The 23765-nt window shown below is 35.7% G+C and carries 21 protein-coding genes; 9 read left to right on the top strand and 12 right to left on the bottom strand.

Annotated features, from left to right (window positions below):
* Nucleotides 1-75 precede the first annotated feature (75 nt).
* The 5 genes from alaS to ABR854_RS08015 form a co-directional block, all read right to left on the bottom strand.
* Nucleotides 76-2712: an alanine--tRNA ligase gene (gene alaS, locus ABR854_RS08035; protein WP_350264890.1), complete on the bottom strand. Its 2637-nt coding sequence runs from the start codon at nt 2710-2712 to the stop codon at nt 76-78.
* 258 nt (nt 2713-2970) lie between these two features.
* Nucleotides 2971-3873, bottom strand: a complete 903-nt coding sequence (locus ABR854_RS08030) for an alpha/beta fold hydrolase (protein ID WP_350264889.1) — start codon at nt 3871-3873, stop codon at nt 2971-2973.
* 68 nt (nt 3874-3941) lie between these two features.
* Nucleotides 3942-4949: a glycosyltransferase family 2 protein gene (locus ABR854_RS08025; RefSeq protein ID WP_350264888.1), complete on the bottom strand. Its 1008-nt coding sequence runs from the start codon at nt 4947-4949 to the stop codon at nt 3942-3944.
* A 43-nt stretch (nt 4950-4992) separates the two neighbouring features.
* Nucleotides 4993-7167, bottom strand: coding sequence for an O-antigen ligase family protein (locus tag ABR854_RS08020; protein WP_350264887.1), 2175 nt, complete (start codon nt 7165-7167; stop codon nt 4993-4995).
* A 10-nt stretch (nt 7168-7177) separates the two neighbouring features.
* The gene (locus tag ABR854_RS08015; RefSeq protein WP_350264886.1) at nt 7178-7843 is read right to left on the bottom strand and encodes an acetyltransferase; all 666 of its coding nucleotides are present in this window, start codon (nt 7841-7843) and stop codon (nt 7178-7180) included.
* A 303-nt stretch (nt 7844-8146) separates the two neighbouring features.
* Here ABR854_RS08015 and ABR854_RS08010 point away from each other — a divergent pair, with 303 nt between their 5' ends.
* Both ABR854_RS08010 and ABR854_RS08005 read left to right on the top strand, forming a co-directional pair.
* The gene (locus tag ABR854_RS08010; protein ID WP_350264885.1) at nt 8147-9580 is read left to right on the top strand and encodes a leucine-rich repeat domain-containing protein; all 1434 of its coding nucleotides are present in this window, start codon (nt 8147-8149) and stop codon (nt 9578-9580) included.
* 118 nt (nt 9581-9698) lie between these two features.
* Nucleotides 9699-10007 carry a MerR family transcriptional regulator gene (locus ABR854_RS08005; protein WP_350264884.1) on the top strand — a complete coding sequence of 103 codons (309 nt, stop codon included), beginning with the start codon at nt 9699-9701 and terminating at the stop codon, nt 10005-10007.
* A 1-nt stretch (nt 10008) separates the two neighbouring features.
* Here ABR854_RS08005 and ABR854_RS08000 read toward each other — a convergent pair whose 3' ends face one another.
* Both ABR854_RS08000 and ABR854_RS07995 read right to left on the bottom strand, forming a co-directional pair.
* On the bottom strand, nt 10009-11550 hold the full coding sequence (locus tag ABR854_RS08000; protein ID WP_350264883.1) for a hypothetical protein: 1542 nt from the start codon (nt 11548-11550) through the stop codon (nt 10009-10011).
* A gap of 190 nt (nt 11551-11740) precedes the next feature.
* Entirely contained in the window at nt 11741-13042 is a 1302-nt protein-coding gene (locus ABR854_RS07995) for a hypothetical protein (protein ID WP_350264882.1), read from the bottom strand.
* A gap of 394 nt (nt 13043-13436) precedes the next feature.
* Between ABR854_RS07995 and proS the strand changes: the two genes are divergently transcribed.
* Together proS and ABR854_RS07985 are read left to right on the top strand one after the other, a co-directional pair.
* A complete protein-coding gene (gene proS / locus ABR854_RS07990) occupies nt 13437-14912 on the top strand; it encodes a proline--tRNA ligase (protein WP_350264881.1) in 1476 nt (491 codons plus the stop codon).
* A 93-nt stretch (nt 14913-15005) separates the two neighbouring features.
* A complete protein-coding gene (locus ABR854_RS07985; RefSeq protein WP_350264880.1) occupies nt 15006-15425 on the top strand; it encodes an FKBP-type peptidyl-prolyl cis-trans isomerase in 420 nt (139 codons plus the stop codon).
* A gap of 70 nt (nt 15426-15495) precedes the next feature.
* Here the strand turns inward: ABR854_RS07985 and ABR854_RS07980 are convergent, their stop codons facing one another.
* The 4 genes from ABR854_RS07980 to ABR854_RS07965 form a co-directional block, all read right to left on the bottom strand.
* Nucleotides 15496-15756, bottom strand: a complete 261-nt coding sequence (locus ABR854_RS07980; RefSeq protein ID WP_350264879.1) for a Txe/YoeB family addiction module toxin — start codon at nt 15754-15756, stop codon at nt 15496-15498.
* Nucleotides 15753-16028, bottom strand: a complete 276-nt coding sequence (locus ABR854_RS07975) for a hypothetical protein (RefSeq protein WP_350264878.1) — start codon at nt 16026-16028, stop codon at nt 15753-15755. The genes ABR854_RS07980 and ABR854_RS07975 overlap by 4 nt, the downstream gene beginning before the upstream one ends.
* 44 nt (nt 16029-16072) lie before the next feature.
* Nucleotides 16073-17029, bottom strand: a complete 957-nt coding sequence (locus ABR854_RS07970) for an acetyl-CoA carboxylase carboxyltransferase subunit alpha (protein ID WP_350264877.1) — start codon at nt 17027-17029, stop codon at nt 16073-16075.
* A gap of 86 nt (nt 17030-17115) precedes the next feature.
* The gene (locus tag ABR854_RS07965; RefSeq protein ID WP_350264876.1) at nt 17116-18537 is read right to left on the bottom strand and encodes an MBL fold metallo-hydrolase RNA specificity domain-containing protein; all 1422 of its coding nucleotides are present in this window, start codon (nt 18535-18537) and stop codon (nt 17116-17118) included.
* 226 nt (nt 18538-18763) lie between these two features.
* Here ABR854_RS07965 and dacB point away from each other — a divergent pair, with 226 nt between their 5' ends.
* Nucleotides 18764-20206, top strand: coding sequence for a D-alanyl-D-alanine carboxypeptidase/D-alanyl-D-alanine endopeptidase (gene dacB, locus ABR854_RS07960; protein ID WP_350264875.1), 1443 nt, complete (start codon nt 18764-18766; stop codon nt 20204-20206).
* Between the two features lie 56 nt (nt 20207-20262).
* Here dacB and ABR854_RS07955 read toward each other — a convergent pair whose 3' ends face one another.
* Entirely contained in the window at nt 20263-20628 is a 366-nt protein-coding gene (locus ABR854_RS07955; protein ID WP_350264874.1) for a group III truncated hemoglobin, read from the bottom strand.
* A 176-nt stretch (nt 20629-20804) separates the two neighbouring features.
* Between ABR854_RS07955 and ABR854_RS07950 the strand changes: the two genes are divergently transcribed.
* From ABR854_RS07950 to rlmB, 4 genes are all read left to right on the top strand, one after another.
* Nucleotides 20805-21314, top strand: coding sequence for a hypothetical protein (locus ABR854_RS07950; protein ID WP_350264873.1), 510 nt, complete (start codon nt 20805-20807; stop codon nt 21312-21314).
* Nucleotides 21311-21511, top strand: a complete 201-nt coding sequence (locus ABR854_RS07945; RefSeq protein ID WP_041693647.1) for a helix-turn-helix transcriptional regulator — start codon at nt 21311-21313, stop codon at nt 21509-21511. Before ABR854_RS07950 ends, ABR854_RS07945 begins: the two co-directional genes overlap by 4 nt.
* Nucleotides 21512-21607: 96 nt before the next feature.
* Nucleotides 21608-22885, top strand: a complete 1278-nt coding sequence (locus tag ABR854_RS07940) for a GWxTD domain-containing protein (protein WP_350264872.1) — start codon at nt 21608-21610, stop codon at nt 22883-22885.
* Nucleotides 22858-23718 carry a 23S rRNA (guanosine(2251)-2'-O)-methyltransferase RlmB gene (gene rlmB, locus ABR854_RS07935; RefSeq protein ID WP_350264871.1) on the top strand — a complete coding sequence of 287 codons (861 nt, stop codon included), beginning with the start codon at nt 22858-22860 and terminating at the stop codon, nt 23716-23718. Before ABR854_RS07940 ends, rlmB begins: the two co-directional genes overlap by 28 nt.
* Nucleotides 23719-23765: the final 47 nt, after the last annotated feature.

Below are 23765 nucleotides of genomic sequence, written 5' to 3'. Positions count from 1 at the left end.
GGTGTAAGTTTTAACCTATGAATCAGAAAGAAAAAATGTAAATAAAAAGGGCGAACATTTTGTTCGCCCCGATTATCAAATAAAACTTTTCCCTTTTTCAATGGCTCGTTCGAGTCCGCTGAGGTCGCTGCCGCCTGCGGTTGCGAAATAAGGCTGGCCACCTCCACCACCTTTCATTTCTTTGGCGAGTTCTTTTACAATATTTCCTGCATGAAGGTTTTTCTCTTTCATCACATCTTCGTCAATAATGACTGCAATTTGTGGTTTCCCGCCAAATTCTGCACCAATGACACCGTAGAAACGCTCTACTTTATTTTTCAAATCGAAGCAAAGTTGCTTTAACGCCTCAGCCGATGGAACGCTAACTTTGGCCGTAATTACGTTTACACCATTGATATTTACAACTGTTTTAGCTAACTCATTCTTCAATTCTTGAAGTTTTTCGTTTTCGAGAGCCTCAACTTTTTTCTGTAAAGTTGCCTTTTCAGCCAAAAGGTTTTCAACGGCTTTAATCAAATCGTTGTTTCTAAGAACTTCTTTCAGTTGCGTATTAATTGATAATTGCTCATTGATAACTGAAATGGCTTTACCACCTGTCAAAGCTTCCACACGGCGTACACCAGCAGCTACCGAACCTTCAGAAATAAATTTGAATAAACCAATTTTACCTGTCGATGATGCGTGCGTTCCACCGCAAAGCTCAACTGAGAATTTTGGGTCAAAAATTACTACTCTCACAAAATCGCCGTATTTTTCACCGAAAGTTGCAGTTGCCCCCAAAGCAATCGCATCAGCAATTGGAATATTTACTTTGGTTTCGAGTGGGATATTCTCACGGATTTTCTCGTTGACAATATCTTCGATTTGTCCTAATTCTTCATCGGTCACTTTAGCAAAGTGCGAGAAGTCAAAGCGAGTGATGTTGTCATCTTGATACGAACCTTTTTGCACAATGTGCGTACCCAAAACCTTACGCATAGCCGCCAACATTAAGTGTGTAACGGTATGGTTTGTTCTGATTTTCTCACGACGCTCTTCGTTGATATGTGCTACAACTGTTCCTGCATTTTGCAAGATTTCGTCAAGGTTTTTATCAGTCGAAATATGTATAAAAAGGTCGTTTTCTTTCTTTGTGTCTTTGATATTTATCGAATGGTCGCCGATCATGAGATGACCAGTATCGCCCACTTGTCCACCCATTTCGGCGTAGAAAGGTGTGCGGTCAAGCACAATGTGATATTCTTCACCAGCTTTTGTTTTTACTTTGCGGTATTTGATAATTTGAGCTTCGGTTGAAACTTCGTCATAACCCACAAATTCAAAATCACTGCCTTCATTCAATTCAACCCAGTCTGTTGCTTCTTTGGCTGCATCCTTTTTAGAAAGGTCTTTTTGTTTTTGTAATGCTTTTTGGAAACCTTCTTCGTCGATTTTCAACCCTTTTTCTTTAGCTAAAAGAGCAGTTAAATCAACTGGAAAACCAAACGTATCTGATAATTCAAAAACAACATCACCACTAATAATTCCATTTTCTGGATTAATTGCCTCAAATCTCCTGATACCCGTTTCGAGCGTACGTAAGAAAGATTTTTCTTCTTCCTCAACTACACGAGTCACGAAATCTTGTTGAGCTTTCAATTCTGGGAAAACATCGGCAAATTGCTCAGCCAATACTGGCACAAGTTTACTCATAAATGGCTCATTAAAACCTAAATATGAATAACCATAACGAACAGCACGACGTAAAATACGACGCACAACATAGCCCGCTTTTGCATTGGATGGCAACTGCCCGTCAGCAATCGTAAAAGCAACTGCCCGAAGGTGGTCAGCAATTACACGCATCGCAACGTCGACGTAGCTATTCGATGAAAGCGTACCGTTTTCGCCATATTTCAAACCTGACATTTGCTCAATTACTTGAATTGTATTTTGGAAAACGTCAGTATCATAATTCGATTTTTTGCCTTGAATCGCCATACAGAGACGCTCAAAGCCCATACCGGTATCAACGTGTTTGGCAGGAAGCGGAACTAATGATTTATCAGCTTTACGCTCAAATTGCATAAATACGTTATTCCAAATTTCAACTACTTGCGGGTGGTCGTTATTTACCAATTCTTTTCCGCCAATAATATCAATTTCAGCTTGGTCACGTAAATCTATATGGATTTCTGAACAAGGCCCACATGGACCAGTATCGCCCATTTCCCAGAAATTATCTTTTTTATTGCCAAGAATAATACGATTTTCATCGCCAATTAAGCCTTTCCAAATATCAAATGCTTCTTGGTCGAAAGGCACTCCATCTTCATCACTTCCTTCAAAAACCGACACATAAATTCTGTCTTTAGGTAATTTATAGACTTCTGTCAACAGTTCCCACGACCATTCTAAGGCTTCTTTCTTGAAATAATCGCCAAATGACCAGTTTCCGAGCATCTCAAACATGGTGTGGTGATAGGTATCAAAACCTACATCTTCCAAGTCATTATGCTTACCACTTACACGAAGACATTTTTGTGTATCCGCAATACGCTTTGATGGCGGCGTGCCATTTCCCAAGAAAAAGTCTTTGAATTGAGCCATTCCTGAGTTATTAAACATCAAAGTTGGGTCGTTTTTGGCCACAAGCGGTGCAGACGGAACGATTAAATGTTCTTTACTTTTGAAGAAATCTAAAAAAGCTTTACGAATTTCGTGCGAAGTCATTTTGCTGTAAATTGGTTACTGGTAAATTGGTTACTGGTTGCTGGTTATTAGAAAACTTGTTACTGGGAACTGGTCATGCGAGATTTCGACCAATAACTAATATTCTGATAACGAATCACCAAAATTGAGGTGCAAAAATAGTTTAAAAATTGGACTTTTTGAAGAGTTATCTAATAAAAAGGTTTTTTGCCTATAGGTCAGATTTACAATCTATCACTTCTACTGAGGGTATTTAAACAAATGGAAGTGACATAAAAGTTAGCTTATAATTTTACTTAAATGCCTTATAATCTCAGGTAAAACTTCTGCTAAAGCACCTTTTGGCAGTTCATGCCCCATGCCTTCAACCATCAAAAGCTTTGAATTGGGTATCAAAGGAGCATAAATTTCAGCATGTTTTGGGCTAACGAGTGGGTCTGCCGTGCCGTGAATGACTAAAGTTGGTGCTTTTATTTGATGGAGTTTTTTTAGGCGAGAACCAGAAGCTACAATAGCACAAAATTGCTGGTATCTTGCTCTTGGGTTTTGCCCTTTTCGACGTTCAATGCTTTCAGTAAAAACTTGACGGAAATAAGATTCGTCAAATTCAAATCTTTTACCACGCAGAAGACGATAAGTAGCAACATAGCTACCTACACTAATTTTATGGTTAGAATATTTATTTTTTATGTAAATCCTTTTGATGAGAAAAGGTATTAATTTCATTAGTAATTTGTGGGTCAACTTGCTGGCCACTTTGGGGTTTAGTGTATATCCTGATGACATAATGGAAGTCAAACTCAATACTTTTTCAGGAAAATCAATTGCAATATGCTGTGCAATCATTCCGCCCATCGAAACCCCAACGATATGAGCTTTTTCGATTTGTAAAAAATTAAGCAAACCGACACTATCTTTCGCCATATCTTCAAGCGAGTAGGGGCGACTTCTGTGCCAAGTCTCATTCATCCAAGTTGAAAGTCCAATATCACGATTATCGAATCGTATGACATAAAAGCCCGCCTCAACCAAAGGTTCAATCACGTTTTCGCCATAAATCACGCACTGTGCATCAAGCCCCATGATGAGCAAAATCGTTGGATTTTGTTCATCTCCAAAGGTTTCGTAATAAAGTTCTATGCCGTTTACGGGGGCTTTACCTGACTGATTGATTACTAACATTGATATATTGATACAAAAGCATTTCAAGTATTTTGCAAAAATACATCAGTTAGATATATTTGGAGGAATTAAAGTGTATTTTTATCAAAAGTAGGAATGATTCCAGTTTTTCGCTTGATAAAACGACTAAATTCAAGCATTACTGGTGGTATGATATAATTTTTAATGACTACCTTTATATTTTTGATTTTAGGGTATGAATAATAGAAATATTTTAATGCCACGATAAATTGACTTATATATTTGTTTTGTAGTTGTTTGGAATCAAGCATTAAATAATAGTAACCCGAAAGTATTTGTTTAAATCTATAATCATATTGAAATTTGGTTTCTGAATTTAACATTTTGTACATATAAATGCGATTTTTTAGAAAAATAGCGTCGTTTTTATGATCGGTCATACTCATCCCCTTACTATGTTTTTGATAAGTTGCCATCAAATCGGGTAAATATTTTATATGCCCATTTCTTGCTGCTAACATAATAATAGGAATATCTCCACTTTTTGATTTTAATACCCAATCAGGAATTGTTTGAAGACTTTCGTGTCTTATCATTAGGCTTGCTGTAGCCATAAACCAAATTTCTTCTTCACCAATTAGATCATCTATTGTAAATATGTCTTTTTCTATATTCTCATTGAGAATATAATTTTTTTCATTAATATCAATGTATTCAACATTAACGTTATGAAAGCAAATAGAGAATTGTGGATGTGAATCTAATACCTCAAATTGTTTTTGTAATTTCGAGTCGATAGTCCAGAAATCGTCTCCTTCGCAAATGGCTATGTATTTTCCATTAACTTGGGAATAGGCATTTATCCAACTCGCCATTACACCAATATTTTTCTCATTTCTTATGTATCTAATACTAACTTTTGATTCATGATTTTTAGTGATAATGTCTTGGATGATTTCCTTAGTTTTATCTGTCGAAAAATCATCGGCAATGATTACCTCATAGTCAAACGTTGTTTTTTGCATCAAAACACTTTCAATTGCTTTTTTGATGTATTTTTCTTGGTTGTATGTTAATATAATAACACTAACTTTAATTTCAGTTTGTAAAACCATGGATTTGAGTTTTAAGATATATCGAAAAACTTATTTTGAGATTTTAATCAAAATCTTTCAAACTTAGAATGATATCATAGTTTGCTTTTCCTTCATGCACCATATTTATCAATTCCAATACTCTCAAAGAGTCTTTTTTATTTCTAAATTGGCTGTTATCTCCCAAAAGTGTATTACCTGCATAGTATGAAAACACTGAGAAAACCTGTTTCTTATTTTTTGAAAGTTGAGCGATCTCTGACCAAATAAGTAATTGTTCATCAGTTAATTTGAAATCATCAAGGTTTGAATGATATTTCTGATACAAGAAATCGTAAAATTCATTATAAACTTGATATTCAAATACCAGATCAGTAATGTCTTTAAAATACTTGATAGTTTCTTTGTTATCAAATTTGTTTAGTGTATTGAATGCTTCTATATAATTTTTTCTTTCAAGTAAGAAGCGTGTTTTGAGTAGAATTGCCTTATGGTTATAATTTTGTTTTTGGATCACGTTATCAATCACGTCGAAACTTTTGCTTATTTGGTTATTCTTAAATAGTAGCCAAGCATAATCATGGTTATTGATAAGTCTATTAGGCGACATTTGATTCATTTTTTCAAAAATCAATATACTTTCAGCTGATAAGCCATAATCAGACTTTAGAAAGCCTAATTGGTTCAGTAAAATCGGGTTATCGGTGTGAATGTTTAGAGCTTCATTCAGCGTTTTGTTTGAACTTTTGAAGTACTCTTCTCTCAAGTTTGGTGGTATCGTTGTGTTTAGAAAGAGGTTTCTTTGTAAAGTAAACTGTAAGGCGACATCATATTTACCGATAATTGCATTATCAAATGATTGGTTATATAATTCTATTTTTTTTTCAGCTATCTTTTCAGAATAAGCCAACGACAGCGTTTTATTTGTAATTATGGTTTTGTAGATACCAAAATAAATTATCATTATTAATGGAATGATTACTCCAAACTTTAGCAATGGTTGTTTTTCGTCAAAAATAGACTTGAGGTAAATAGGAGAAAAGTTTTTATTTATAATGATAAAAACTGTAAAAAAAGCAATTAAACTAAAGAGGCTATCGAAGCCAAAAAACATAAAAACAATGTAAGTAATAAGGAAGCTACTCAGAATAAGCTTCTCAAATTGTGCCAAATAATTACTGTTTTTTTTCCAAATTCCGTAAAAAACCACAAAAATTAGCCATAGGTAGCTCAAGAAGCCAATATAGCCCGTACCAATAATTTTATCAACAAATTCATTATGTGCTGAATCATACCAAAAACCCGCATCGTTTAGATCACTTGTGAAGTTCTTAAAGTAGAAATAAATAAAAGAACCTTGTCCCCAGCCTAAGAAAGGTTTTTCAAATGAATTATTCAAGCACATTTTCCAAAGTTTCAATCGCACCCATATCGTATCTTCTTTGATGTTAAAATCTGTGAAACGGCTAAAAATAGAGATTTCACTGTAATAACTCAATGCCAACAGACCTGATAATATGACCAAGCCCAGAGTCATATATAAAATAAATCTGATTTTCTTTTCAGATTTTAAAAAGTAAAAAATAGCAATGAATGAAAGTCCAGCCAATAGTGATACTATTCCAGCACGTGTCTGAGTCAACGTCAGGCTTATGATTGTGATTAAAATTAGTAATGTGAGAAGAAATTTCGCTGGATAGTTTTTCCAAATAGAGAACGAATATATAATTAGATAAAACTGGATAATTGCATAAATGGATAAGTGCATTGGGTTAGCTAAAATAGATTCAGCACGAAAATGAGTTCCATTTAACACTTGACTGATTCCAATTAAATTGATAATTAAACCAACACTTAATATAGCTAAAATTACCATATTTAACTGCTTTTTGCTCAAATCAACCTGACTAAACAAATAGAAGTATAATATAAGGTGTAGCATACTTAGGAAGCCTGACATTCTTTCAAAATTAGAAAGAAGATTGAGTCTTATATCATGTCCAAAAATTGCAGCAAGAAAATTAATAGTTAAATACGCCAATAACGAAATTTGTAGCTGATTGAGGTTGATGGTACTTTTTTTTGAGAGTAAAATGTAAACTATCAATGATATATCAATGATAGTCCAAAAATAAACAGTTGAGTAAACTGTTGTTCCATAGATAGCAGTCTTAGAATGGATTAATGGCGAGAGAGCAATTAAAAGTGCTGAAGGAAAATATATATATAGATTTTTCATAGTTGGATGGCTATTTTAAAAAATTATATAAGATTTTAGAAGATGAGAATATCCTGAGTTTGCTTTTTGGTGCAGAGTAAACGTCGTTATCTTTAGTATCCTTCGTAATATTACAGCCAACACCAATGATATTGTTGGAGCCTATATTTACATTTTGATTTACCGAAGTATTCATGCCGATAAATGTATTTTTACCTATTTTTACACTTCCTCCTATGCAGCATCCGCTGAGTGTCGAGTTTTCAGCAATTTGACAATGGTGCCCTATTGTGGAAGCAAAAATAAGTGTATTATTGCCTACACTAACAAATGGTTGTATAACACAGCCTTCACCAATGAATACATTGTTCCCATACTTACAATCCTGCCAATATTGAGCTTTAGAAGAGATATAGTTGGCAAATGAATAACCTATTGTTTTTACTTTCTCGTAAATATCGTTTCTTATCGAATTATTACCTACTGCAATAAAGATGTCGTGGTTAGCGACTGAGAAATATTGAGAAATTCTCTCAGAGTCATAAACCTTAATATTGAATAAAGTTTGTTCTGTTTCTTTTATGAACCTACTTTCAACACAAAAGCCTACGACCTCATAAGGGCTATCATTCATGAATACGTAATAAGCATATTCGGCAAGCTTGCCTATACCATAAATAATGAGTTTTTTATTCATCGGTTATCAAATGAAATTGTGATAGACTAATAAAAAAGTAAAGTATAATCACGTTGTGTTTGAATTTTTTTGAGTTTATCAATTTAATAAATTGTTGAGTATCAATTTGATCATTCACAGCTAATTTTCCTAAGATTTTTTATTAAACGGTATGTCCAGTGCGTAATTTGCGTTATATACCCTGATTTGGAGGTTATCTCGAAGTATGTCAACTGCTAATGAAGAAAATATGTAAACAAACGCAATTTCATAACTAAAAAATTAGTTATATTTGTGTATCTCCAACTAAATCTAATCAAGCACATGAAAAAGCTATTATTATTATTATTACCGTTTTTATCGGTTACTTTGTTTGGACAGCAAAAAGTCTATCGTCCAGAAAGATTTGAACAGGATGTAATGAATGTTAAACGTATTAGAGATGTTTATAAACCTTACTCTGTGGTTCAATTAAAAGATGGCAAAGAAGAGTCCAAAGATTTTGAGATTGAAACTAAGAAAGTTATTTACGATTTTAATCAATTTGCACGCAGTAAAAATGTAAAGTTTGAGGAATTTGCATTTCGGCCTTACCGATTTATTCCTGTTCAAATATTAGCCCAGCCCGATGGTAGCATAGATTATTTCATCTATGGATTTCAATATGGACTTTACGGTGGTGGAATGAGAATGGCAAATGATAGCCTTAATGCAGAAGAACAAAAAATATTTGTTGGCATAGCTGATGAATTTTGCAAAAATTATAAACTGCCTGTAAACGAATATAATAAAAAATACAGTATCAATTTTAATATTTCGCTTGGAAAAGAGCCTCGAAAACTAAGTAAAAAAGGTATTTCTACTATCGAGTTAGCTCAGAATTGCGACCAGCCTGACACCGTTAAAAACTTGATTTTGAATAAATTAAATCTCGAAAAATTTCCAGAAGTAGTTTTTAGATTTAAGAATTTGGAAAAATTAGATTTATCGGCTAATTACATTCAACAAATACCACAAGAAATTTGGAGTTTGAAAAAACTAAAGTTCTTGAGTTTAAGCGGAAATAGGATTGATTATTCAAATTTTAAATTTAAACGAAATAAACACCTCAAAGACCTAAACTTGCAGTTTACTGAGATGGCTAAGATGCCCAAATCTTTGAAAAAAAATAGAAAATTAGAAATTCTTTTTGTAGGTAATAATCCTATAAAATTTGCTACAAATGATTTCAAACGAATGTCAAACCTGAAAGCTCTTAATTTATACAATGTCAGAACTTCAACACTTCCAAAATCAATCGGAAGATTAAAAAATTTAGAAGAACTCGACCTTTATCACAACGAATTACAGTTTTTACCGAAAGAAATTTGTCAATTGCCAAAGCTAAAAACGCTGGCAGTAGCCAATAATCAACTGTGGAATTTGCCTGAAGAAATTAGTAAAATGTCAAATCTTCAAACCCTATATGCCCATCATAATCGCTTGAATACTTTGCCAAGTTTGCCAAATCTTAAACTTTTAGATATTGGTTATAATCTTTTCAAGGTTTTTCCTGAGCAGGTTTATCAATTGAAAGATTTAGAAGAATTTGATATTACACACAATGAAATTATGGAAATTCCTGAAGGTTTGATTGCTCTAAATAAACTGCAAAAAGTCTTTATTCGTGGTAATGAATTTTACAAAACTGATAAACCAGATGAAAAATTAACTAAACTCACTGATAGTTTAGAAAAACGCCAAGTAATGGTCAGGTAAGAGTGATGCTGTTTTTTTTGAGGAAAAAAGTTTAGTTTTGGAAAAAAACGTATCACGCAAAATTTCATACTCTATGTTTGGCACGATTAGCTTAGAAAAATAAATTTTCAAATAACCAATGACTAAACTCTATTATAGCACTTCGGAAGTTGCGGAAATGTTGGATGTGAATGTATCTCGCATTCGCTTTTACGAGAAAAAATTTAATTTGAGGTTTAAAAGAAATGGCCAAGATCGCCAAATTACAGAAAAAGATATTGAGACTTTACGAGATATTATCGTAAATGCCAATAAAGGAGGCTTAACTCTAAAGGGTGTAAAACGTAAAATAAGTAGTAAGAGCGACCAAAATAAAACTAAAAATGCCCTAAAAGCTAAATTATTAACTATTAGGGCATTTTTGGTTGAAACACTCAAAGAGGTTTGATTTAGAAGAATGTTCCTACTGAAATTACAAAACTTCTTTGGTTGTTTGTAATATTAGCCGATGCGTAATTGGCAGTATTTGCCAATTCATAAGGCGTATAAGCGGTTTTAAATGTATTAAATACACCTGCTAAATCTACGAAAAACTTAGCTGAACGATAACCAACACCTCCTGAGAAAATCAATTGCGAGCGGTCAAGGTCATCAATTCTTTGTTTGTATGGATCTGGCATATATTTAGCACCAAGTCTCAATCTGATATTTTCGATCCGATATTCACCACCTACTTTTAAGTTTACGGCATCTTTGAAAGTATTCTTAATTCTACTATCTTCTCGCGTTGCTTTTTCATAGCCACTTACAAAACCGTTATTGTCATAATTAGCATATTTAATACTCATACCCGAATAACCTACATATTCGGCATCGGCAGTAATAAATCCTTTTTTGCCAGGTAAAAAGAATGTCGCACCACCACTGGCTTTGAGCGGAGTTGTAATTTTATACGAAAACTCATTTTCACGAGTTCTCACTTCCGAATAATCTGGAGTAAAGAATGTTGTTTTAATTGAAATACTTGAATTAAACACCTCATTGACGGTTATCCATGATGGAGAAGTTATGTTTGCACCTAAGCTGATATTGTCTGAAACTTTAAAAATACCACCAACACCTAAATTAATACCACCACCACTCGAAATCAAGTCATCTCTGTAATCAAAACCATTGAAAACGGTTCCTCTTGGAAATTGTTCTGAGTAATTATTCAAGTTTTCGTAGTTGAGTCTAACAAAACCGAGCGTAAAACCTAAATAAGTTTTATCATCAAAATTTACACCGTATGCCAAATTCCACTGACTTTGGTTGCCCGTACTTGAATTATTTCCTGTCTGATTGACTGGTAAACTTGTTTCTGCTTGTGTGTATTTGGTGTCATTATTTGCTACGGGGTCAATCATATATGACCAATAATACATTCCTTCGGGGTAGAAGGCCGTTGCAGTATTTTCATCAAATTCGTCATCGAGAGTTTTGGCACTTACGTTTAGAGAGTTTGCTTTTTCGGTAAAATAATTACCCATTGAACTCTTATTATTAGTACCTGCATAACTAAAATTAGATAATAAACTTACCTGTTTTGAATAAGTTACGGCAAATGTTGAGCGTTTTTTACGTGTTCCTCTACCATTACTACTCATAATTAGGCCTAACTGACCGATGTTAGCATTTGAAGTATTAGCTTTACTCATTGAACCAGCGTAAAGCGACGAAGTATTAAGCGAGTTGAAAATAGGAGTGATGCTTAACTCCGAACGATTGTAAAATCCTAAACCAGCAGGATTAGCAGAGGCATTACCAGCATCAGCTCCGAGTGCAGTGTAACTCCCCCCCATACCTTGCATACGAGCTGACCCTGATACTTTCGACTGCGAATATCTGAAAGCATCTTCTCCATAAAAATGGCCACCCAAAGTTAGTTGTGCTTGGGTTTTTATTCCTCCCAAAATCAAAGCAGAGGCTATAAAAAATCGTGTAAGTTTCATTGTAGTAATACTGAAGTTTGAAGAAAAATAAACCAGATTTTTAGTCTTTCGTATAATTACTTCATAGAAAAGGTAATGTTTACTTAGGTTAGTTCTAATAGAAAACCTCGCCAAACGCTATGATTCAGCGAGGTTTTCAAATGGATTCTTAAAATATCTCAATGAAGAGTCTGAACAAATCTTAAACTAATTATCTTGGTCCACGGCTACTTCCACCGCTGCTACTTCCACCGCCGCCGCCAGACGAGCCTCTTGAAGCTCCTCCACTGCTTGAAGAAGAACTACCGCCCCAGCTCGATGAGCTTGAAGATGACGAACCTCTCGACCAGCTATCTGATGAACCTCTTGATGAAGAGTTTCCACTTCCACTTGACCAGCTATTGTTTGTGCTACGAGTTGTTCCTGATGGACGAGAGTAATTGTAACCTCCATTATTAGTGCTACCAGAACTTGAGTATGAACCGCCTTCAGTTGCACCGTTTCTGCGAGGGCGAGCATAATAAGTATCATTTGAAGTGCTTGAACTATTTGTGTTTCCACCATACGTTCTCGAATTTCCTCTATTATACTCATTGCTTGCCGAACTTCCGTTCCATGAGCTACTGCTGTTGCTTCTTCTTGGTTGATAATCAGAATTACTACTTCTACCAGTATTAGCAGTTCTACCATTCATAGAAGCATCACGACCGCCATTATTTACTGCTGAGTTAGTAAAACCACGGTTGTAAGTCCCTGAACCACTTCCGCCATCGCGAGGACCATAAGTACGGATACGACCACTACTTACACCATTTACACCCGAAGTAATATTTCCATAATAGTTGTTTACGAATATATTATTTCCAAATCCTCTATCATAGAAGGCATAAGAGTTAAATCCATAAGGGTTATACCAAGAATTACCGTACCATGAATTGAAACCACCCCAAGAGTTATATCCGCCCCAGAATGGGTCATAAAAACGATTGAATCCATAACTACCCCAGAATGGATCGTAGAAACGATTGAAGCCACTACCCCAAAATGGGTCATAAAAACGATTGAATCCTCCGAAACCAAGACCTAAACCAAATCCAGTTCCAAATCCATTTCCATAACCAAAACGGTTAAATGGACTTGCCCAACCGACTGGTTGACTCCAAGCGTAGTCGTTCCAACCTGATTGATATCCATTAGCAAAACCTGAATCGTAGCCAGCATCACCATTGTTATTACGATATACTTTACGAGAGTTTAAATAGTTCTCGTCGTAGTATTCGTCAGTGCCAGTGGCATTTTCTTGGCTTTGTATTGGCTCTTCTGGTTGATAACGTTGGTTTTCAACATATTCAGGCGTTTGTTTCGGTGTGTAAACAACTTGCGGAGCATCTTTCGATGAGCCGTAAGTATCGTCATATTCACCTTTGGTAGTGAGTTGCTTGGTTGAAGTACATCCCCATGCACTCAAAAGCACTGCTACCGATAGATATTTTATTGATTTGAAAGTGTTCATTTTACTATAATTTAAATGTGGGCTTTAAACATTTCTATGTATATGATGCGACAGGGTAGGAAATGGTTGTACGTTCTTTAAAATATTTTTTTCATTTCCCGAAATCAAGCTTTTTTATAAAATCGTTATTTATATAAGCAATTATTGAATAGTAACATTATTTTACAAACTTAATATAAAAACCTATCTTTGCAATCTGTTTAAGCATTAATATCTCATTAGATTTTGACTTAAACAGAGTCAGAATTGGGTTTTTCTAATAATAAAACGAAAAACCGCTATCAAAAATTCAATTTTATTAAAATAACTTATTGAAATACGAAGTGAAGACCTGAATGGTTGTAATTGCCGATTCATTCTTCATTCTAAATTCTTCATTTTACATTAAAAAAACATGAGTAAAGGACTTCCAAAACGTAGTGAAAACTACTCGGAGTGGTATAACGAACTGGTAAAACGTGCAGATTTAGCTGAAAATTCGGCGGTTCGTGGTTGTATGGTTATCAAACCTTATGGATATTCTATTTGGGAAAAAATGCAAAGAGCTTTAGATGATATGTTTAAAGAAACAGGTCATACAAATGCTTATTTTCCGCTTTTTGTGCCGAAAAGCTTATTTGAGGCCGAAGAAAAAAATGCCGAAGGTTTTGCCAAAGAATGTGCAGTTGTGACTCACTACCGTTTAAAATCAGACCCAAATAACCCTGGTAAACTGATGGTTGACCCTGAAGCAAAATTGGAAGAAGAATTAGTGGTTCGTCCAACGAGTGAGGCTATTATTTGGAATACTTATAAAAATTGGATTCAGTCGCACCGTGATTTGCCAATTTTAATAAATCAATGGGCAAACGTCGTGCGTTGGGAAATGCGTACTCGTATGTTTTTGCGTACGGCTGAGTTTTTATGGCAAGAAGGCCACACAGCACATGCTACTGAAAAAGAAGCAATGGACGAAACTAAACAAATGCTGGATGTTTATGCCACTTTTGTTGAGGAGTGGATGTCAGTGCCAGTAATCAAAGGTTTCAAATCGGCCAATGAGCGTTTTGCTGGTGCAGAAGAAACTTTATGTATCGAAGCAATGATGCAAGATGGAAAGGCTTTACAAGCAGGAACATCGCACTTCTTAGGTCAAAATTTTGCTAAAGCTTTTGATGTAAAATTCCAAAATAAAGAAGGAAAACTTGAAAACGTTTGGGGAACTTCTTGGGGCGTAAGTACACGATTGATGGGAGCTTTGATTATGGCTCACTCTGATGATTTGGGCTTGGTACTTCCACCAAAATTAGCTCCAATTCATGTTGTAATTGTGCCTATTTATAAAGGTGATGAAGATTTAGAAGCAATCAAGGCAGTTATTATGCCAATAGTGAAAGAATTGAAGTCGTTGGGAATTACAGTAAAATTCGATGATAATGATGCTTATCGCCCAGGTTGGAAATTTGCCGAATATGAATTGAAAGGCGTACCTTTGCGTATGGCAGTTGGCATGAGAGATTTGCAAAATGGTGTAATCGAATTGGCTCGTAGAGATACTTTAACCAAAGAAACTCGCCCGATTGAAGGCATTGCAACTTATATAAAAGATTTATTGGATGAAATTCAAACAGCTATTTATCAAAAAGCGTTGAACTTCCGTCAGGAAAATATGTTTAAGATAGATACTTGGGCAGAGTTTGAAGAACAAATCGAAAAAGGTGGATTCTTACTTTGTCACTGGGATGGAACTTCGGAAACCGAAGAGAAAATCAAAGAATTGACAAAAGCAACCATTCGTTGTATTCCTTTAGATGCGGTTGAAGAAGAAGGTGTGTGTGTATATACAGGAAAACCTTCAAACAAAAGAGTAGTTTTTGCGAGAGCATACTGATAGAGTTGTGAATTTTGAGTTGAAAAACATCAAATCTCTATTTAAAATAATGAAATTAAACATTAATCATTAAACATTCATCATTAAAAGAAGATGGTAAAATCAGGCGATAATGTAGCGGTACATTATAAAGGAACGCTAACCGATGGTACGGTGTTCGATAGTTCGGAAGGGCGTGAGCCTTTAGAGTTTCAAGTAGGTAGTGGTATGGTTATCGCAGGATTCGATTCGGGCGTAACTGGTATGGCTATTGGTGAAAAGAAAACAGTCCATATTCCAGTTGATGAGGCTTATGGCCCAGCTTCTGATGAAATGATTTTTACATTTAATCGTTTGGATATTCCTGCTGATATTCCATTGGAAGTTGGCGGAACGCTCAACATGCACAATGGTCAGCAATCAATGCCCGTGATTGTACGTGAGGTAACTGCGACGAAGGTTATCCTTGATGGCAATCACCCTTTGGCAGGTCAAGATTTAATTTTTGAAATTGAATTAGTTTCGGTGAAATAAAATTTTTCTTTGCCCAAAACAAAAAACGCAATTCTGATTATCTCGGAATTGCGTTTTTTATTGGCTTACTTTATTCGTAATGTCCCCAAATAGAATGAACAATGATTTCATTGTCGGTGACTGTATAAACTAATCGGTGTTCATCATCAATTCGTCTTGACCATTTGCCTTTTAAGTTTCCTTTGAGCGGTTCTGGTTTTCCTGTACCAGCGAAGGGTGTTCGACGACATTCTTCAATTAATTTTGCGATTCGTACGAATATTTTCCGATTTATAGCTTCCCATTCTACAAAGGTTTGCAAAGAATCTTTATCAAAAACAATTTTTCTCATTTTTGTCGAGAATAAAGATTAAGCTCTAATTCTTCTCTGTTTAGTACTTTTTGTGTAAACTTTTCAAACTCATCTCCCTCGAAAACATATTGATTATCCGATTTTTCGCTATTCAATATTTTCTCTTCAAAAGCTTCCTTCGACATTTTGTAGGGACTTTCTTCTGCTTTTATCGAAAACTCAACATTAACTTTACCTTTCAATGTCTTTTTTAAAGCTTTGAAAAACTCATAAGTTAATTCTTCTTCATTTAATTGATAAGTGATTTGCATGACTTTATCTGTTTATAATGTTGCAAATATATCAAAAAACACGTTTAAACTTCTTCAAACTCGCCCATTGCACAGAATTTATCAATTCTGGCATCAATGCGTTCTTGTGGAGTCATTGCCTCAAGCGTGGCAATTTCGCTCAAAATTCTTTTCTTCAAACGGTTCGACATATCGTCCCAATCGAGTTGAGCTCCGCCGAGTGGTTCTTCAATAACTCCATCAATCAATTTATTTTGAAGCATATCTGCCGATGTTAATTTCAATGCTTCGGCGGCTTGTTCTTTATAATCCCAGCTTCTCCAAAGAATCGACGAGCAAGATTCTGGTGAAATTACTGAATACCAAGTATTTTCGAGCATTAAAACTCTGTCTCCAATGGCAATTCCTAAGGCTCCACCCGATGCTCCTTCACCGATAATGATGCAAATGACAGGAACTTTCAGCACCATCATTTCTTTCAAGTTGCGAGCAATGGCTTCACCTTGTCCACGTTCTTCTGCTTCCAAACCTGGAAATGCACCAGGGGTATCAATCAACGTAACGATTGGTTTATTGAATTTTTCGGCCAATTTCATCAAGCGGAGTGCTTTTCTGTATCCTTCAGGATTTGGCATACCAAAGTTGCGGTGTTGACGCTCCTTCGTTTTACGACCTTTTTGTTGTCCAATAATCATTACCGACTGACCATCAATCGTAGCAAAACCTCCAACAATAGCTGGGTCGTCTTTTACCGTACGGTCGCCGTGCAATTCGTGGAATTCTTGACAAATACGTTCAATATAATCAAGCGTATAAGGGCGGTCGGGGTGACGAGAAAGCTGAACTCTTTGCCAGCGAGTAAGATTGGCAAAAGTTTCTTTTTTCAATTGCTCAATATTGTCATTGAGTGTACGAACGGCACCGCTAACATCAACGTTGTTTTCGTTAGCCAGTCGTTTCATATCTTCGAGCTTAGATTCAAGCTCGGCAATCGGTTTTTCAAAATCTAAAAGTGTTCTCATCCTAATTTAATGAAGAATGAAGAATGAAGAATGAAGAATGGAAGTCCAGTTTTTGAATTTCTAATTCTCAATTCTTAATTCTTAATTCAAATCTGAAATGTTTGTCCTTTTTCTGGAATTACTACTTGATTATAACCAATTTCAGCAAGTGTATTTTTAAAGTTTTGCATGGTGTGTAGTTCGCCATGCACTAAAAAAATATTCTTGGTTTTTTCTTTATTCTGTGTTTTTATGAAATCTATTAAATCGTCTAAATCACCATGCCCCGAAAATACATCAATCTTTTCGATATTGGCGTTTACTGGTAATTTCTGACCTCCAATGCTCAATTCTTTGCGTTCGCCATTGAGTAATTTCCAGCCGAGTGTGTTTTCGCTGGCGTAGCCAACCATCAAAATAGTGGCATAAGGATTACTAATATTGGCTTGAATATGATGCTCAATACGTCCGCCCGTAACCATTCCTGATGCCGAAATGATGATGCAAGGCTCAGAATGATTAGAAACTGCCTTACTTGCCTGATTCGACTCCAAATATACTAAATTTTCAAAATCAAACAGCGATTCGTTTTCTTCTCTGAATTCTCTTGCTTCTTTATTCATCAAACGCACGTTTCGCTCGTAGATGCGTGTGCTGGCTTTGGCCAATGGACTATCTGTAAATACTTTGATTGGTGTAAAACCTCGGTCGGTATATAGTCGATTGAGGGTATAAAGCATGGCCTGAGTACGACCAACGCTGAATGATGGAATAATCAAACGACCTGGAATATCGATGCAGGCTTTTTGAATAATATCGCCTAAAAGTTCTTCTGGCTTGTTTTCGCTGATATGATGGCGATCACCATAAGTAGTTTCTGTGACCAAATAATCGGCTTGTGGAATTGGGTATGGGTCAACCAAAAGTGGGTAATCTTTTCGTCCAACATCGCCCGAAAAACATATTGTTTTCTTTTCGTTATTCTCCCAAAACTCTAAATAAACATGTGCCGCACCGAGCAAATGCCCTGCTGGATAGAATGTTACGAAACCATCATCTTTAAACTTGAATTTTTGGTCGAACGGAATTGGTACAAAATTGTCAACTGCTTCTTTTACTTGGCGTTCGAGGTAAAGTTCTCTCGAATCAACATCTTTTCTTTTCTTTGAACGTTTTTTGCTATCGTGAATTGCCTTGTATTTCTTTTGATTAAGAGTTGCCGAATCGAGCAATAAAATTTCGGCCAGTTCCATTGTTGCTTTAGTGCAAAGTACCTGTCCTTCAAAACCTTCTTTGTATAAGTTAGGGATTTGTCCCGAATGATCAATGTGTGCGTGTGTGAGAATTATTAAATTGATGAGTGATGGGTCAAAGGGGAAAATACCGTATTCAGACTTGGGAGTCTCTTCGCTGCGTTCACGTTCCAAATCAGTACCACAATCTATCAAAACTCTGTATTCATCGTCAAATTCGAGCAGGAACATACTCCCCGAAACTTGCCTTGTTGCTCCCCAGAATGTTAATTTCATATAAGTTTATCAAATGATTAAGAATATTAAAGCATAAATCACATTAACTTAATATTCATGGTACAAATTACGGAAACATTTCTTTTTTTAACTAAGCATTTTAGTTAAAATTGTATAAGTTTAAACTCAGATAAGATTCAGAATGTTATAAATGGTTTGATAATCAGAGTTTTAGTAAAACTAAAAAAGAACCAAAGATTTCCCTAAAATTAATCATAGTTTTTGCATGAAATTACTTTTATTTATCCTTTTACAGATTTCTAACCCACTCGAACGCCTGCAAAAACTGGTCGATAGCGTACAAAATGACCCCGAAATTCGCAATGGAGTGGTGGCCGCATCTATTCGTTCGACCCAAACTGGCGAATATAAACTACAATTTAATGCCCATAAATCGGTCAATTCGGCATCGGTTCTGAAGTTAGTTTCTACTGCTTCGGCTTTGTCTGTCTTGGGGGCAAATCATCGTTTTCAGACTTTTTTAGAATATGATGGAGCAATTGTAGATAGTGTTTTGCAAGGAAACATCTATATCAGAGGAACGGGTGACCCTTCGCTTGGTTCAGCAAGAATTGGGTCGAGTGCTGAAGAAATATCGAAGTTTTTTGCTCAAAAAATCAAAGATTTCGGAATTAAGAAAATTGAAGGTTACATTTTGGGCGATGGTTCGGTTTTTTCCGATAATACTTTGGCTGATTCATGGATTTGGGGCGATATAGGCAATTATTACGGTGCAGGAATCAACGGACTAAATATACACGAAAATCTTTATTCTGTTTATTTTAAACAGAGTAAGCGAGTAGGAGATTTTGCCCCAATTACTAAAACAGTTCCCGAAATTCCGAATCTTAAAAATATCAATAAAGTAACGGTTGCCGAGCGTGGTTCGGGCGATAATGTATTGCTATACAGCACGCCATTTAGTACAACGGTACTTTCAGAAGGCACTATTCCTGCGGGAGAAAATGAGTTTTCGGTGAAAGGTGCAATTCCTGACCCGCCAACATTTTTTGCTTATCAAGTGCAGAAAAATTTTGCTTCACTTGGAGGGATGATTGAAAAACCTACGATTTCGTTGCAACACTACAAAACTTCTGAGGGGTATTATCCTAAGCAGAGAAATGTAGTTTTTACCTATGATTCTCCGCCATTATCAAGTTTGGTCAAAGATTGTAATTTTCATAGCATCAATCTTTATGCCGATGCTTTTCTAAAATCAGTTGGCTATCATTTGTCGAAAGATGGTAGTTTTGATTCGGCAGTAAAGACCCAAAAACAATTATGGTCGCAGAAAGGTGTTGATTTACAGGGTTTTATGATTCGTGATGGAAGCGGGCTTTCACCTTCTGGCGTGCTGACAGCTAATAATTTAACGGATATTCTTTTCACAATGAAAACTGATGCTGCTTTTCCTGAATACTATTCTTCGATTCCAATTGTAGGAATAAACGGAACGGTACAGAATTTGGCCAAAGGCTCAAAAGCAGCAGGAAATGTGCGAGCAAAAAGTGGCTCAATTAGCAATACAAGGGCATTTTCAGGGTATTTCACTGCATCAAATGGCGAAATGATGTCGTTTACATACATAGTAAATCGTTATGCCGATGGTGCCGACCGAAAAGTAAGACGTTATTTAGAAGAAATGATGAAATTGATGGTGGAAATTTAATTGTGAATGGTTAATTGTAAATGATAAATTTCGATTTTACAATTAACCATTTATAATTACGCATTAAATTTAGCGTTCATAATTTGCCCGATTTCGAGGGCTTTGCTTTTTACAAAGTCGGCTTTTTCGCCTGCAAAAAGCGAGTCGGTGGTAAGAAACCAAAGGGCTAACCATTGTTCAAAACGCTCAGTTGTAAGTGGGTGCTTTTCGTTGGCTTGTAGGTGTACCCACATCATTCCCCCATTATAACTTCCTGTTTGAAATAGCCAATTCTCCCAAAAATTTACCACTCTTGTAATGTGTATATTCCAATGCTCGGCTGGCATCTCAAAAACTGGTGCGAGATTTGGCTCGTTATGTACTCTTTCGTAAAAATTATTAACCAATAATTCTATATCTGTTCTATTCTGAATATCGTCCATTCTTTCAACTTGTCATTTTCTGGTACAAAAGTAATTCTAAATCATAAAAGCTGAATATGATTTTTCTCATAGAAAAAAAATATGTAAAAATATTTTGATATAATGTAAAGTTTATTTTACATTTGTTGCGTTAAAGTTTACATGAAAAAGCTATTACCTTAAAACATTTTCAAATTATGGAACCAAGATTCTTATTCCCGCATCGTTTCAAAGTTATCGGATGGCTTATCGCCATCCCTTCAATTATTTTAGGTTTATTTGTATTAATTAATGATTTAAGTTTTGATTTTCTGACTGTCAAAGTGCCTTTTAACTATTTGTTTGCCGATGAATTCCTTTCATCCGACGACAAAGGAAATGAGTTTTCAGTTTTCAATTTTACTGATGAAATTGCTGTAATCGGCAGTATAATCGGTTTACTTTTGATAGCTTTTTCAAGAGTAAAAATTGAAGATGAATATGTGTCTCAAATTCGTTTGGAGTCACTTCAGTGGGCAATTTATTTGAATTTTGCACTCCTGATTATTGCCACATTATTAGTTTATGGCCTTGCATATTACATGGTTGCTATTTATAATATGATTACGCCATTATTGTTTTTTGTGATTCGTTTCCACTACATACTCTTTTTTAAAAATAACGATAAGGGTACTGAACACCGCCCGATTCGCCCCACAGAATTATGAAAAATAGAATCAGAATCGAAAGAGCCATTTTGGATATTACTCAAGCTGATTTGGCCGAAAAAATAAATGTGAGCCGACAGACCATCAATGCCATTGAAAGTAACAAGTATGTACCTTCAACGGTGCTGGCTTTGAAGATAGCACGTATCTTTGGCAAGAGCGTTGAAGAAGTTTTTGAGCTTGAAGAAAACGATTGAAGCACAATGTTCGTTATATGTGTAGCAATTCTGATAAATATATTTTGAATTGCTGCATATTTCCTTAAATTTGAATCTTTTAGAAACAAAACATTGATGAAGAAAGCAATTATTTATAGCTTTTTGGTAGTATTAGCTGCTTGTACAACAAATAAGAAAGTTCAGAAAGCTCAGAAGGAGATAGATAAAACATCGGCAGTTAGGCCAACGCCTGTGGCAAAACCATTGGTTGTGGCTATAAAAAGTCGATATTTATTGAAAGATTCGTCAGCAGTCAGAATCTTTATGGAGTTGGATATTGAAAATCTCAACAAGGAGCAGGTTGTTCAGCAATTGAATGAAAATTTCAGATTCAACTGGCTTTTGCAGCCTGACTACGGCGTACGTGAAAGACTCGGCTCTGGAAAAATTGATTTAAACGAACAAAATGTTTTGCTGAAAGAAGGCAAAGTTTTATTAAGTTTTGAGATTCCACGTCCGAAAAATTTACCGAAAGGCTTACTTTTAACAGAAGTTTTTCAGTTAGAAGATAGTAAGAAATCAAACAATGATTTGGTAATTGATTTTAACGGAACTCGCATCAATGACCGATTCGGAGTTTATATTGGTAATTTTTCGATGCCGATTTTCCGAAATTTCATCAATAAAACCGATTCATTTCAAGTGAAAAGTGTCATGAATCATTCACGTGAATTGTATTTGATTCGCTATAAAAATGATTTTACGCCTGCACAATCGCCGATGGCAACTTCGATTCGCCCAAGTATAGCAAGCTTGACCATCGAAGAAACCATTAAAGTCCAGACCAATACATCAATAAAATTATCGCAAGAAGGACTTTACCAGATTGTTGAAGATACAAATTCTACCAGCAATGGCTTTGGATTTATGCTCGTTGATGAGCGTTACCCACGAATGACTCGCCCAGAAAACTTGGTAAAACCTTTGATTTATATGAGTACGAGCCAAGAATTGAAGGCTGTAAACGATAATCCCAATTCTAAACAAGCTTTGGATAAGTTTTTCTTGGCTATTACTGGTGGAAATCAGATGGTTTCTAAGAAAATTATTAAAAATTATTATCATCGAATAGAAGAAGCGAACCGCCTTTTTACATCTTATAAAGAAGGCTGGAAAACCGACAAAGGCATGGTTTATACAATTTTAGGCCCGCCAAATAAAGTGCAACGTAGCCGTGACCGTGAGGTGTGGGTGTATGCACAAAATACCAATTTTTCAGAAATTATATTTACATTTAATAGAAAACCAAACCAATTTACGGAAAACTATTATGAACTGGTTCGTTATCCCGAATATCAGGCATATTGGTTTCCATTTGTAGAAGCATGGAGAACAGGAAACGTAGTGGATTAGGCCGCAGTTCAGAAGGCGGTTATCGTAAGCCCGAAGACGATAATAAAACTGGATTTAAGAAAAAATACTTTGCAAAACCAACTCCCGCTGGCTTTGAGAAACCCTCGAAGCCAGATATTGTTTTTGGCGTTCAGTCTGTTTTGGAAACGCTCAAAAGCACCAAAGAAATAGAAAAAATATTACTTCAAAGAGAATTTGGACACGCTGAAGTTGAAAAACTGGCTCGTGAACGTGAAATTCCTGTGCAACGAGTGCCACTCGAAAAACTCAATCGAGTAACGATGAAAGTGCATCAAGGCATTATTGCATTTGTGTCGGCGGTAAATTATGCCAAGATGTCAAATGTGGTGGCTGATACTTTCGAGCGTGGCGATGTGCCATTGATTTTGGTTCTTGACAGAATAACTGACGTAAGAAATTTTGGAGCGATTTCTCGTACTGCCGAATGTGCGGGCGTAAACGGAATCGTTGTGCCAGCTCGTGGTGCTGCTCAAATTAATGCCGATGCCATGAAAACTTCTTCAGGTGCATTGACTCACTTGCCCGTTTGTCGTGAAAATAGCTTATCGCAAGTAGTAAGCGAATTGCAACAATCGGGTATTCAAGTGGTGGCTTGTACCGAAAAAGCAACTGCCGAATTATATGATATTGATTTTTCGTTACCAACTGCCATTTTGATGGGTTCGGAAGAAGATGGAATCTCAGATAATTTGCTCGAACAAGCGGATTACGCCACAAAGATTCCTATGGTTGGAAAAATTGGTTCATTGAATGTTTCGGTTGCAACGGGCGTTATTTTGTACGAAGCTGTTAGACAGAGACAGACTAAATAATCTATAAAAATACAAATAAGCCTTTGCTATTTCTTCATCGAATTTGG

It is taken from the genome of Emticicia sp. W12TSBA100-4 (assembly GCF_040253585.1).
In the GTDB taxonomy this organism is placed as follows: Bacteria; Bacteroidota; Bacteroidia; order Cytophagales; family Spirosomataceae; genus Emticicia.
Note: the sequence above shows the minus strand (reverse complement) of the source record. Positions and strands in the feature narration are given on the sequence as shown.